The organism is Mucilaginibacter sp. 5C4 (assembly GCF_034345625.1).
GTDB classification, from domain to species: domain Bacteria; phylum Bacteroidota; class Bacteroidia; order Sphingobacteriales; family Sphingobacteriaceae; genus Mucilaginibacter; species Mucilaginibacter aurantiaciroseus.
Window position 1 is genome coordinate 3738581 of record NZ_CP133775.1, and the last position, 13387, is coordinate 3751967.

The 13387-nt window shown below is 43.4% G+C and carries 14 protein-coding genes; 6 read left to right on the top strand and 8 right to left on the bottom strand.

What is annotated here, in order from left to right; genetic code table 11:
• Nucleotides 1-129 precede the first annotated feature (129 nt).
• From eno to RHM67_RS17590, 5 genes are all read right to left on the bottom strand, one after another.
• Nucleotides 130-1428 (bottom strand): phosphopyruvate hydratase, encoded by a 1299-nt coding sequence (eno, locus tag RHM67_RS17570; protein ID WP_322228376.1) that lies wholly within the window; start codon nt 1426-1428, stop codon nt 130-132.
• A gap of 195 nt (nt 1429-1623) precedes the next feature.
• Complete coding sequence (locus RHM67_RS17575; RefSeq protein ID WP_322228378.1) at nt 1624-2361, bottom strand: DUF2490 domain-containing protein; 738 nt, start codon at nt 2359-2361, stop codon at nt 1624-1626.
• A gap of 208 nt (nt 2362-2569) precedes the next feature.
• Nucleotides 2570-3688: an ABC transporter permease gene (locus RHM67_RS17580; RefSeq protein WP_322228379.1), complete on the bottom strand. Its 1119-nt coding sequence runs from the start codon at nt 3686-3688 to the stop codon at nt 2570-2572.
• 116 nt (nt 3689-3804) lie between these two features.
• A complete protein-coding gene (locus RHM67_RS17585; protein ID WP_322228380.1) occupies nt 3805-4569 on the bottom strand; it encodes an ABC transporter ATP-binding protein in 765 nt (254 codons plus the stop codon).
• Between the two features lie 391 nt (nt 4570-4960).
• On the bottom strand, nt 4961-6799 hold the full coding sequence (locus RHM67_RS17590; protein ID WP_322228382.1) for a MutS-related protein: 1839 nt from the start codon (nt 6797-6799) through the stop codon (nt 4961-4963).
• A gap of 57 nt (nt 6800-6856) precedes the next feature.
• On the opposite strand from RHM67_RS17590, the gene rlmH reads away from it, so the two are divergent.
• The 3 genes from rlmH to RHM67_RS17605 all read left to right on the top strand — a co-directional run bounded on the left by rlmH (nt 6857) and on the right by RHM67_RS17605 (nt 8810).
• Complete coding sequence (gene rlmH / locus RHM67_RS17595) at nt 6857-7330, top strand: 23S rRNA (pseudouridine(1915)-N(3))-methyltransferase RlmH (RefSeq protein ID WP_322228383.1); 474 nt, start codon at nt 6857-6859, stop codon at nt 7328-7330.
• 128 nt (nt 7331-7458) lie between these two features.
• The gene (locus RHM67_RS17600; RefSeq protein WP_322228385.1) at nt 7459-8370 is read left to right on the top strand and encodes a cation diffusion facilitator family transporter; all 912 of its coding nucleotides are present in this window, start codon (nt 7459-7461) and stop codon (nt 8368-8370) included.
• Between the two features lie 17 nt (nt 8371-8387).
• On the top strand, nt 8388-8810 hold the full coding sequence (locus RHM67_RS17605; protein WP_322228386.1) for a Dabb family protein: 423 nt from the start codon (nt 8388-8390) through the stop codon (nt 8808-8810).
• 243 nt (nt 8811-9053) lie between these two features.
• On the opposite strand, the gene RHM67_RS17610 is transcribed toward RHM67_RS17605, so the two are convergent.
• From RHM67_RS17610 to RHM67_RS17620, 3 genes are all read right to left on the bottom strand, one after another.
• On the bottom strand, nt 9054-9551 hold the full coding sequence (locus RHM67_RS17610; protein ID WP_322228387.1) for a DUF5606 domain-containing protein: 498 nt from the start codon (nt 9549-9551) through the stop codon (nt 9054-9056).
• A gap of 3 nt (nt 9552-9554) precedes the next feature.
• Nucleotides 9555-9992 (bottom strand): peptidylprolyl isomerase, encoded by a 438-nt coding sequence (locus RHM67_RS17615; RefSeq protein ID WP_322228388.1) that lies wholly within the window; start codon nt 9990-9992, stop codon nt 9555-9557.
• A 159-nt stretch (nt 9993-10151) separates the two neighbouring features.
• Nucleotides 10152-10661 carry a hypothetical protein gene (locus RHM67_RS17620; protein ID WP_322228390.1) on the bottom strand — a complete coding sequence of 170 codons (510 nt, stop codon included), beginning with the start codon at nt 10659-10661 and terminating at the stop codon, nt 10152-10154.
• A 70-nt stretch (nt 10662-10731) separates the two neighbouring features.
• Between RHM67_RS17620 and RHM67_RS17625 the strand changes: the two genes are divergently transcribed.
• The 3 genes from RHM67_RS17625 to RHM67_RS17635 all read left to right on the top strand — a co-directional run bounded on the left by RHM67_RS17625 (nt 10732) and on the right by RHM67_RS17635 (nt 13299).
• On the top strand, nt 10732-11997 hold the full coding sequence (locus RHM67_RS17625) for an asparagine synthetase B (RefSeq protein ID WP_416182861.1): 1266 nt from the start codon (nt 10732-10734) through the stop codon (nt 11995-11997).
• 176 nt (nt 11998-12173) lie between these two features.
• Entirely contained in the window at nt 12174-12683 is a 510-nt protein-coding gene (locus tag RHM67_RS17630) for a sigma-70 family RNA polymerase sigma factor (RefSeq protein WP_322228391.1), read from the top strand.
• A complete protein-coding gene (locus tag RHM67_RS17635; RefSeq protein ID WP_322228393.1) occupies nt 12670-13299 on the top strand; it encodes a hypothetical protein in 630 nt (209 codons plus the stop codon). The genes RHM67_RS17630 and RHM67_RS17635 overlap by 14 nt, the downstream gene beginning before the upstream one ends.
• The last annotated feature ends 88 nt before the right edge of the window (nt 13300-13387 follow it).

A 13387-nucleotide genomic window follows, 5' to 3' on the forward strand; every position in this document is an offset into this window, starting at 1 on the left:
CCATGCAAACTATCGACCTTGCATGTGGAATGCCGAAATAAATTAGGCATGACGGATAAGATTTATCCCAACAATAAAAGCCGGTCAATTACTCGACCGGCTTTCTATTTCAATTAAGCTTGCGCTAAATTATTTCTTATTGTAATATTTAAAGTCCTTACCAATAAAACGTGCAGCATCGCCAAGTTCTTCTTCGATGCGCAGCAATTGGTTGTATTTAGCTATCCTGTCAGATCGTGACGCAGAACCGGTTTTGATCTGGCCACAGTTAAGGGCAACAGCAAGGTCGGCAATGGTAACGTCTTCAGTTTCTCCAGAACGGTGACTCATTACAGATGTGTAACCGTTAGTTTGCGCTAAAGTAACCGCATTGATAGTTTCTGTTAACGAACCTATCTGGTTAACTTTTACCAGGATAGAGTTTGCAGTTTGGGTAGAGATACCTTGTTGTAAACGTTTTACGTTGGTTACAAACAAATCATCACCCACTAACTGTACTTTATCACCAATTTTCTCGGTTAATAATTTCCAGCCTGCCCAGTCATCCTCGCCCATACCATCTTCGATAGATATGATCGGATATTTAGCAGCTAACTCAGCAAGGTAATCTGCCTGTTGCTCACTGGTACGGATAGCACCTTTTTCGCCTTCAAATTTTGTGTAATCGTATTTACCGTCTTTGTAAAACTCAGAAGCGGCACAGTCAAACGCAAGGCAGATATCTACACCCGGTTTGTAACCAGCTTTTTCAATAGCCTGTAAAATGGTTTCAACGCCATCTTCGGTACCTTCAAAGGTTGGTGCAAAACCACCTTCGTCGCCTACTGCTGTAGACAGGCCCCTGTCATGTAATATTTTCTTAAGGTTGTGGAACACTTCGGTACCCCAACGCAAAGCTTCAGAGAAAGATGAAGCGCCAACCGGCATGATCATAAACTCCTGAAACGCGATAGGCGCATCAGAGTGAGAACCACCGTTAACAATATTCATCATTGGGATAGGTAAAGTGTTAGCGTTAACACCACCTATGTAGCGGTATAAAGGCTGGCGGCTTTCTTGCGCTGCTGCTTTAGCAACCGCTAAAGAAACACCAAGGATAGCGTTAGCACCCAGTTTGCTTTTATTTTCGGTACCGTCAAGCGCTATCATAATAGCATCAACAGCATTTTGTTCAAATACATCAACACCTTTTAATTCGTCGGCTATAATGTTGTTTACATTATCAACGGCTTTTAATACGCCTTTGCCCATGTAAACGGCTTTGTCGTTATCGCGAAGCTCAACAGCCTCGTGGATCCCGGTTGAAGCACCAGATGGTACTGCAGCGCGGCCAAGCACACCGTTTTCTGTAATTACGTCTACCTCGATTGTTGGGTTACCGCGCGAATCAAGTATCTGGCGCGCATGAACAGCAATTATTAAGCTCATAGTTTTTTATTGTCGAATTTTGAGTGATATACTATACTAATTTGGTGGGCTAAGTTAAGTGCAAAAACAGGAAATAGCAACGCAAATTTTGCATTTGTAATGATTATTAATGGTTTATTAACATACCGTTGTTTTTAAAACCATCCATTTTTGCTTCAAATTATGAAATTGCACCGTCAGAACTTCGGTATCAGATCAATCGCTTGTGGTTGGCACACGCTCGCCCTCGGCGCTATTTTTTCGGTTTATACGGTACATCAGCGTCAGCATCATGTTGTTTTTGGCGCTACTATTAACTGCGATGTAGTTACGCTGGTTGATCCACCCTGCCTGCAGTATCCACTTTTTATCAAACTGGTAACCCAATGCTGCCGATACCCGGTTGCGCTCGAAGTTTGGCGCTTTGTTATTAAAGAAGATCTCGTCAAACATCGATATAAACCAGGTTTTAGCTACGATCTTTTTATTATTCAGCGGGATAAACATATTTAAACGATAACGGAAGCGGTTGCGGTAGTCGCCGTTTACCCAGCGTTGCTCTACCCTATAACGGTGCTCAAATTTTAACGAGGTGAGGAACTGGTTAATGGTCATCTGCTCCCAAACGCGAAACTCATTGATAAGCGGGCCTTTAGCTACATCAAAATAATCGTAGGTGTGGTAAGTGCCCGTACCTAACAAGGCAGTAAAATTCTTGTCGATATCGTAGCTTACGCCGGCCTTGGCTTCGTAATATTGAAACTGGCTGAAACCCGCGCCGTTTGTACGTGCCTGGAACTCGGTATAACCGCCCCATCTATGAGCGCTGTCGCCGGCCATTACAACGGTTACGATGCCCCATGTACCGGTTTTAGAATCCTGCGCGTTAACTTTAAATGAACACACCGTAAAAACAACAAGCAGTAGTACTAAGCCTGAGGTGTTTTTTAACATTTGTTTAATATTAATTTAATGCAAATGTATTTCCTCATTGTTACCTGCGTGTTAACCACACAAGTGTTAATATTATTAATATGTTAAGGATTGATGCTTATGTTAATTTAATGTTAAGTAAATTTAAAACGAGACGCGAAGTATCGCATCTCTACATATATTCTTTTGTCTTGTCTCTTGATTCTAAAACCCCTGCTTCCATTCTCCCCTATTCCCATTTGAACGTTTTTACCGCTACGGCATAAATAATTACACCCCATATTAACAGGATAAAAAGTTGGTGGGTAACATCGCCAAGGCCGGCACCTTCAAAGGCTACTTTGCGCATGGCATTGTTAAGGTGTGTAAGCGGCAGGGCATTGCTTAAATGCTGCAGCCAGGTTGGGAATGCGGTTACCGAGAAGAACGTGCCCGACAATAAAAACTGCGGCAGCGTAATAATATTAGATAACGGCGGTACCGTGCTTTCATTTTTGGCGATGCCCGATATGGTAAAGCCAAAGCCCATAAATATGATGAGCCCGATGGCACACAGCACCAACATATTCAGCACCGTAACCACGCCATGGATCAGCGTAAAGCCGAACGCGTAATGCCCAACCATAATAATAAACAGCGCGCCTAATAACGAGAAAACGATCCTCGCCAAAGCTTCGCCCAGTACAATGCTGTAGCGTTTAACCGGCGTTGCAAAAAAACGTTTGATAACCAGCGTTAACCGCAAACTGATAAATACGAAAGCTGTACCGAACACCCCGCTGCTTAGCAACGAGAAGCCCAACTGACCAGGCAATATAAAATCAATATACTTATACTCGCGACCGGTAACTACGGTTTCTTTCAGGTTTACGGCATCGGGTATTTTGATGCCTGAGTACGATTGCATTTTGCTTAATTGTACGGACTGTATCCTATAGAAAATATTGTTCAATGCCGATTTTAATATCGACCCTTTATCGCCCGAGGCGTGGCTGTATTGCACGCTCATATCAATGGGTTTCATCGGCGTAAACGGCCCAACATTAATAATAGCGTCTATACTACCTTTCGCCAGGTTTTTGCCCATCTCATTTGCGCTTTGGTCTTTTATCAGATGGACGATCTTGTTTTGGGCAAGCGCTTTGTAAACCGGGTTCAGCGTATCGCAGCCTTTGGCAACACCTACATCTATAGACATACCGCCGCCGCCAATATTGGCAAACACCAGTATAAATATCAGCGGGAAAGCCAAACTAAACACCACCGCCGACGGGCTGCGTAAAATAGAACGGAAGCTGGCTTTGGCAATGGCCAGGGTTGCGCGGGTATTGCTATAATTTTGGTTCATTGGTTCAATAGTTCATTAAGCCTCACCCCAAACCACTCTCCGAAAGAGAGGGGCTTTAAATGAGAAAGTCGTTAATTCATTTTAAAGTCTCCCCTACCGGGGGAGATTTAGAGTGGCTAACTCTCCCGCCACTCCTTGCCTGTCATGTTAATAAAAACATCCTCCAGGTTAGCGCCTTTAGTTTGTTTGGAACGTTCAAAGCCGCTTGCCACCAGTTGGTCAATAAAATGATCGGGGGTATCTATGCCGATGATGTGGCCGCCATCAACAAAGGCTACACGGTCACACAGTACTTCGGCTTCGTCCATATAATGCGTGGTGATCACCACAGTAGTGCCCGCATCGCGGATCTCGCGTATCAGGTCCCATAGGTTACGGCGTGCCTGTGGGTCGAGGCCGGTGGTTGGCTCATCCAGGAAAATAATGCGTGGATTGTTAATGAGTGTTGTGGCGATAGAAAAGCGCTGCTTTTGCCCACCGCTAAGGTCTTTGTATTTGGCTTTTGCTTTATCAGTTAGGGCTACCTTCTCCAGCATTTCTGTAGGAGTTTTGTTTACACCGTATAGGCCCGAGAATAATACGATCAATTCCGACAGGTTCAAATTCGGGTAATATCCCGCAGCCTGCAGCTGCACGCCAATGCGTTTTTTGATATTATCGGCATCAGTTTCGATGTTGAAACCATCTACCGTTATCTCACCGGATGTTTTATCGCGCAGGGTTTCTATCACTTCGAGTGTGGTGGTTTTGCCGGCACCATTGGGGCCAAGCAGGCCGAAGATCTCGCCTTCGTAAACCTCAAAGCTGATGCCTTTTACCGCCTCAAAATCGCCATAGTTTTTAACCAGGTTTTTAACCGTGATAATAGGTTTGTTTGCCATACCGTAAATATGCGTTGTATTTGTTTAATAACCAAAGCCCCCCCAAACGGCGCAGTCCTCATGAACACCATAAAGCAAACAACTGTGAATAATCTCCCCCGGTCGGGGAGACTTTAAGCCCTCTCCTCCGGGGAGGGTTTGCGTGGGGCTTTTAAAAAATCAAATGGCCTAACAAACTAATGAGAACAATAGCTTTTGTAAGCAAAGCCACAATGGTGATGAGTACAGGAAGTGTGAGTAAAGTTGTCATGATGTTTAGTGTTTTAACACTACAAAAGTGTATCAAAACCAAACTTTTTAACAGCATTATTAGGTGAACGGATGCAAAATGTCGGTAAATGTACTCCTATAAGGAATGAGCATCGGTAAATTGGCGGTTGCCTTGTACCGACTACTCCTCCCCCACATTTATCCCTATTTGCTTCAGCAGCAACGACGCGTTAAAGGTTTTACATTCGCCGTGTTTTATCTTGTAATCAAATAGCATTTCGCCATCAATCACCTGTATATCGAAGTAATAATTGCGTACATAATCGGGATACTTATCTTCCAGGCGGGCAATCTGCAGATCGTGGGTGGCAACCATGCCTACCCCTTTTTTGCTGATGAGTTGTTCTATTACCGCTTTGCTGCCCAGGTATTTATCTACCGAGTTTGTTCCGCGCAGCATCTCGTCAATCAAAAAGAAAACACGGTGCTCGTTTTCTACCGCAGCCAATAGCATTTGCAGGCGGTCCAGTTCGGCTTTAAAGGTGGATGTACTTTCGTTCAGCGAATCTTTTATCCGCATGTAACTTACTATCGTGATAACAGAAACCTCCATAGCTGCCGCACACACCGGCGCACCTGCCAGCGCCATTACGGTATTGATACCAATGGTACGCAGGAATGTACTTTTGCCGGCCATGTTACTGCCGGTAATAATGTCGATACTGTAAGCATCCTTCAAATCATAATCATTGTCAACCCGCTTACCGCGAATAAGCGGATGGGCAATATTTTTAGCGGTAACGGTATAACCTTCGGTATCGGCAATAACGGGGTATACCCACTCGGGGTAATTAATAGCCGGGACCGCAATGCTTATCAGCGCTTCAAACTCGGCTATGACATCAAAGGCCTCCTCAAAATTTTGGTGATTGTCGCGCTTCCATTTTTCTATCTGGATGATCTGCTTAAGCGCCCATAAAAAGAATAGGTTCAGCACAAATCCAACTATCATAATAAGGCTGTAACCAAGCTTATTGATGAGTTTTGATAGTTCACCTATGTTTTTTGAAGTTTGGTTCACCCGGAGTTTTTCGTTCAGTTCGGTACACTTATCCGATTGCCATTGTTGGCCTTCTATGGCCTTAAATACCACGGCATAGCTGGCCAGCACACTTCCTATAGAATCGGCAATGGCACCTGCTTTTAGTATGTAGCTACTTTTGGATATTAATATAAACGAATTAAAAACAGCTATCGCTATAGCAACAAGCTTGAAGACCGGATATAAAAATACACCGGCCAACAAAATACCAAATAACAAAAAAGGCGCTATTTTGATATAGGTTTTCAGCCATTGTTCGCCCGGCAATTCTAAAGGTGTGCTTAGGTACACAAAAAGGCGTTTCATCTGGTCGGTGTCTTCTTTGGTGGCAAACAACAGCTTGGTTTGGGTATTAACCTTCCAATCGTTATTAGCGGCTATTTCTTGTACGGCTTGCTGTCGCGACAGCACAGTAGGTTTATCCGCAGGGGTGTTTAACCATTCCGCCAGTTTATCATTCCCGGTAGATGTGGCCGTGCGGTTAATAAGATTATACAGCGATGCATTACCGAAGATATCCAGATCAGAACTATAGAAGTGCTTTTCGTTACTGTACCGTTGCCCGTTGTTGTACAAATTGGAATTGCTTTGCAGGCTGTTTACTTCGTTCAGGTTAATGCGCTCCAAGTCCAGGTAGTAATTGCGCTGGCGCTCATATTCGCCCTGGCGGCCAACCAGCCAGGCAAACGCGGCCAGTAACACCACAAATGCCACGGCCATAATGCTGAAGTTATCCTGCGTAATGGTTAGGTAAACCGAAAAGATCATCAACCCGAAAATGCCCAGCCTAAGCAGCGAATAGGTGTTAGCCAGCTTTTTATATTTATCGGCCTCCTGCTTTGCCAGCGCGGCGGCCTGCGTGTAGTTGTTTATAATATTTTGCTCCATGTAGCTTTGCAGCTTATTAATAGGTAACATTGCGGTCAATGTTACAACAATAAGAGCATATTTCTATTTAATAAGTTACAAGCCTTCATGAAAATAACGTTTATAACCGTTGGCAAAACCGAAGACGCCTATTTAAAGGATGGCATCGAAAAATATGTAAAACGACTGAAGCACTACACCAAGCTTGAACTGGTTGACATCCCCGAGCTTAAAAACACCAAAGCCCTAACCGAAGACCAGCAGAAAGCCAAAGAAGCCGAGCTGATCCTCAAAAAAATAACCGTGCAGGACCATGTGATCCTTTTAGACGAGAACGGCATGGAGTTTACCTCCGTACAGTTTGCCAATTACATCAATAAACGTTCGGTATCCTCGTCGGCCAACCTTATCTTCATTGTAGGTGGCCCCTACGGGTTCGACCAATCTGTTTACCAGCGCGCCAACGACAAGATCTCCCTTAGCCGTATGACCTTTTCCCACCAAATGGTGCGCCTGTTTTTTGTAGAGCAACTGTACCGGGCATACAGCATTATAAAGGGCGAGCCGTATCATCATCAATAGATTTCAGATGTGCCGATTCCAAATATGCAGATATTAGTATACATTCTGGAAATTCTTAAATTCTTTAAATTCAGGTTCAGACATTTATTTGCACATTTGCATTTCTGCATATTCGCACATTTATTAGTATGGCACACGACCACTCCCATCATCACCACGATCACGCTCCAAAATTAGACCACCTGACCGCGGCCTTTATCTGGGGAATAGTACTTAATTCCGCATTTGTAATTGTAGAGGTGATCTACGGTTTGATCAGCGGGTCGTTATCCCTGCTTACCGATGCCGGGCACAACCTGAGCGATGTGGCATCACTCGCGCTTGCACTATTAGCCTTTAAACTTGCCAAAGCCAAATCAAATAAGGATTATACTTACGGCTATAAACGCTCTACCATTATCGTATCGTTTTTTAACGCCATGATACTGATCGTAGCGGTGGGCTTTATCGTTTACGAGGCCGTTGTACGTTTCATCCACCCCGAGCCTGTTGCCGGCGGCACCGTTGCCTGGGTAGCGTTTGTGGGGATTGGCATAAACGGCTTTACCGCATGGCTTTTTGTGAAGGATAAAGACAGCGACCTAAACGTAAAAGGCGCCTACCTGCACATGGCGGTTGATGCCATTGTATCATTGGGTGTGGTAATATCCGGTATCATCATTTACTTTACCCATTTAGCCTGGATAGACAGCGTGGTGAGTATCATCATTGGTGTAGTAATACTAACCGGCACCTGGAACTTGCTTAAAGATAGCCTTCGATTGGAAATGGACGGCGTACCTAAGGAAATGGACCTTAAAAAGATAAAGACAGAGCTGATGAAAGCCAAAGGTGTGGTAGATATTCACCACATGCATGTTTGGGCGCTCAGCACTACCGAAAACGCGCTTACCGCCCACCTGGTGGTTAGTCCGGAGGATATGGGCATTTTCGATGAGATCAAACACGACCTTCGCCACAAGTTAGAACACCTTTCCATCAGCCACAGTACTTTTGAGCCGGAGTTTAGTAATGAAAAATGTGAGCAGCCGGATTGTTAAAAATAATAAAATACCCTATGAGCACAACCAACCGTCGTAAATTCATCGCAACCGCAGTTACCGTTGCCGCCGGCGCCGTTGTAGCATCGGCTATGCCAACCATTATAAAACCAACTACCATGACAAACAGATATCCTATTGTTCACCACGCGTTGTTCTGGCTTAAAAACCCCAATTCAAAAGAAGACCGCGATAAATTGGTTGCCGGTGTAAAATCGCTCGGCAAAATAGAAACCATTAAAGAATTGCACGTAGGCGTTGTTGCCAGTACCGAGAAACGCGACGTGGTTGATAACAGCTGGGGAGTATCTGAAGTAATGTTCTTCGCCGATTTGGCCGGGCAGGCCACTTATCAAACCCACCCCATTCATCAGCAATTTATTAAAGACCACAGCCACCTTTGGGAAAAGGTTATAGTTTATGATGCGGTGGATGCGTAGGTAATTACAGCAATCATATAAAAATCATGTAATTGCGAGCGATAGCGTGGACAACCGACTGTAGGGAGCTCATTAATTCCTTATAGAAAAATCAAACGCATTAATAATCTCAGCATATCCGCTTGTCCTCTGAGATTGCCACGTCGCTACGTTCCTTATAGCAATGACAAATCGTTATAACAAACAAAGCCCCGACAGGACAAAATCCTATCGGGGCTTTAATATTATCAGCAAGAAAAAAACTTATGCTTTTTTAGCAGGAGCTTTTTTTGCTTTGGCTTTTGGGGCTTCGGCGGCTGGTGCTTCTTCTTTTACAGGTTCGGCAGCTGGTGCTTCTTCGGCAACCGGCGCGGCGGCAGGTGCTTCGGTAAACAAAGGCATGTCCTTCAGGATATAAAACCAGCTCAAGATCTTCTTGATATCAGATGAGTAAACTTTCTCATCGTCATGGTCGGCAGCAACCTCGTAGAAAAACTCACGAAGTTTTTTACCATCGTCCTTAACAGCTGGTACGCTTGCCGCAGTTTTCATGCGTTCAAAAACGTCGATAAGTTTAATATCACCCTCAAGGCCAAAGATGGTGATCTCGTTTAAGGCTGCCAGTTTAGCGGTAGATAGGTTTACCACCAGCTTAGTTTTTTGCGCATCAAGGCTTTCTAAAACGTAACCGGTTTTGTTTTGCGCAAGCGCTTTCCATAAACCAGGTTTACCTGATACCGCAACAATTCCCTGTAAATTCATATACTATTCCTCTATTATTTCGATACTTAAAATTTTATCGCCCTGGCGAATATCGTCAACCACGTCAACATTTTCAACCACCTTACCAAACACGGTGTGGTTACGGTCTAAATGCGCGGTATTTTCGCGGCTATGGCAGATAAAAAACTGAGAGCTGCCTGTATTACGGCCTGCATGTGCCATTGAAAGTACACCACGATCGTGGTACTGGTTATCGCCGGTTAATTCACAGTCGATATGCTTGCCGGAGCCACCTGCACCGGTACCTGTTGGGTCGCCACCTTGCACCATAAAGTTAGGGATAACACGGTGAAAAGTTACACCATCGTAAAAACCTGTTTTAGCCAATTCTAAAAAGTTAGCTACAGTGTTTGGCGCATCTTTATCGTAAAATTGAACGGTCATCTCGCCCTTTTCGGTTTTAATAATTGCTTTGCTCATTGTTTTAATTTTTAAACAGGTGGCAAAGGTAAGTATTTGGGGTGAAAGGTGGAAATGGTTGAGTGGTTGATTAAGTGAGTGGTGAGTAGTAAAACTTTATCATTTGAAATTTGGCATCCGGTGTTCGATATTACCAAATCATGATGCCTAACCTCAAATTTAATCTGTAAACGACACTACGATTGCTTTATCCGAAGATTCATATTTACAAAATCCTTTTAGGTTCAAGAAAAATTCTTCTTTTTTATTGATGGGCTTTCGTGAATCTTTTACAAATTCCGACAAACAATCTTCAAGCCATGTCAATCCTTTTTTTCCTGCTAATAAATATGCGAAATATGACATCCTTGTATATTGTAAGCTATTAATATCAAGGTTTGTTGTAAATTTATAAGTGAATACGGCTTTCTTTAATCCATCTTCTTCGCCAAAAAATTCTACGGATGTACCATTGTTGTCTATACCAATATAGTGCGGTGTACCATTAACATCTGCAGTTTGTTTAAAAACCATTGAGCTGTCTGAGGATTTAATACGCATGATTAAATGCGCCCTGCTCACCGGCATTCCTTCTTTTACTGTGGGTGGATCACCTTTCTCTTGGGCAATAGCGTTTATCGATATTATTAATAATATCAGCGTAAAGGACAATCTTAAAAATTTAGACATGGTATAGATTTCAACTTTAAGGGCCTAATATAATACCATTTCCAATTAATCGTTACATTTGGTAACGGCCATGAATAATTTAAAGAAGTTTCTTTTAGCTTTCACCTTTCTGCTTTTACCTATCCTGACAAGAGCGGCTTCCTTACTGATCCCTATGGATGACGAGCAGAAGGACCACCTGAAATCATACGGGATAGCTTTCTGGACTTTAAAGAACGGCGAAACGGTAGACTGGCTGCTTAACTATCGTGGCGGTAGTTTTATGATGAAGTATGATAAACGGCTGGAGGATGAGTGCAAGATCCGTGGGGTAAGCTACCAGGTTTTGGCAGATGCTTCTGCAAACCAGATCCTGAATGAGGTGAGCGATCCGTCCGTTAATATGGACATTGTAAAGCTGGAGAAAGCACCTAAAATGGCCGTTTATTCGCCCAAAAATAAACTCCCATGGGATGATGCCGTTACCCTCGTTTTAAAATATGCCGAGATCCCGTACGATGTTATTTATGACGAGGAAGTTATTCGCGGCGACCTGCCTAAGTACGACTGGCTGCACATGCACCACGAGGATTTTACGGGGCAGTTTAGCAAGTTTTATGGCGCTTACCGCTACGCGCAGTGGTATATGGACGATGTAAAAGGCCAGCAGGCTATGGCTGCTAAGCTGGGCTTTAAAAAGGTATCGCAAATGAAACTGGCCGTTGTAGAGCACGTGCGCGATTTTTGCGCGGGCGGCGGCTTCCTATTTGCCATGTGCAGCGGTACCGATACTTTCGATATTGCCCTGGCAGCATCAAAAACCGATATTGTAGAAAGCATGTTCGACGGTGACCCTGCCGACCCGGACGCGCAGTCTAAACTGGATTTTACGCAAACCTTCGCGTTCCAGAATTTTACGCTCGATCAAAACCCAACCTCGCACCAGTTCGCCAATATTGATGTTACCCCGGTGAGGCAGGTAGAACGCAGCCGCGATTTTTTTACGCTGTTTGATTTTTCGGCCAAGTGGGATGTGGTGCCCAGCATGCTCACGCAGGACCACGACAAAGTTATAAAAGGCTTTATGGGCCTTACCACCGCCTACAATAAAAGCAAATTGAAGCCCGGCGTTACCATTATGGGCGAAATGAAAACCGCCAACGAGGCCCGCTACATCCACGGTGAATACGGTAAAGGCCAGTGGACATTCTACGGCGGCCACGACCCCGAAGATTACCAGCACGCCGTTGGCGACCCCCCAACCGACCTCAAACTGCACCCCAACTCGGCCGGATATAGGCTAATACTTAATAATGTATTGTTCCCGGCTGCGAAGAAGAAGAAACAGAAAACGTAGGCCGGGCATATCTCTCATTTCCTCTTCATCCAAATATATTAAGCTGTAAATTACTGTGGAACTGAATACCTTTCATCGTGTATTTTAAAGCGCAATTAATTTCTTTGCCTCTTTTTTTGTTATTTATTGTAACATATTTTGAGTTTGAATACTAATGGCATATAATTAATTTATAAGTGGAGAACAAAGCCGCCAGGTTTATACAGTTGATTGAAGAGCATAAAGCATTGCTTTTTAAAATATGCCGCATTTACCAGGATGACAGTACAGATCGTGACGACCTAATGCAGGAAATGATACTGCAGCTTTGGCTGGCTTTTGATTCTTTTGAAGGGAAAAGCAAATTTAGCACATGGATGTACCGGGTGGCATTAAATACAGCCATCCTGTTTTTCAAAAAGCAAAAAAGAAGGCCGGACACCGAACAATTGCCCGAGAAACTCGACCACTTAGAAGCCGAGGGAACAGATACCTTAAAAGACGAACAACTCACCCTATTTTACAAAGCAGTACAACAGCTTAACAAGGTTGAAAAGGCGCTAATATTCCTATATATGGAAGATGAGCCGTATGAAGATATTGCGGTCAATCTCGGGATCAGCGAAGTTAACGTAAGGGTACGCCTTAACCGAACTAAGAACAAACTTAAGGATATAGTAAAAAGTATGAATTATGAATATAGATGATTTAAAAGGCGCTTGGAAAAATGAAGAGCCTGGTTTTGCTCATTTGCCCATAAGTGATGCCATGCATGGTAAAACAACATCCGCCATAAACAGGCTTCGCAGAAATATGAAAAGCGAGTTTATTGCCACGTTGTTCTCCTACGTTATTTTTATCTGGTTCTTGTTTTTTAGGCAAACTGATGCTTTTTTGTTTAATATTACCAGCCTGTTGTTTTTCACAATGGTAGTTTTAAACACCTATTACTTTTTTAAATTCTATGTATTCTATCGTTCTATGGCGGGATACAATTCGAGCCTAAGAAATAGTATTACCAAAATAGCTTACGAATTAGAACTTAACATTGAGATATACAAGGCATATAATTTTTGCATAACTCCCATTGCCATAATGGTGGCCATTGGCATCCTTTGTGGCAAACAGGCATCGGCCTATATTCTACAAGGCTTAACAGGTTCGCATAACATTACGGCACATTTGCTAATTATGCTCGGCGTTTTGCTTATTAGTTTTGCGGGCACCTACCTTTTTATCAACTTACACGTTAAATCTAAATACGGTAAGTATCTTAAAGAACTTAAATTAATTATCAATGACTTGGGAGAGGACGCCGTTTAAACAGGCTACCAGATTATTGATATAAAATAAGAAAGCCCAAATTTTAAATGGACTTTCTTGTATATTAAACTCTGTTTCCCCCTTCAGT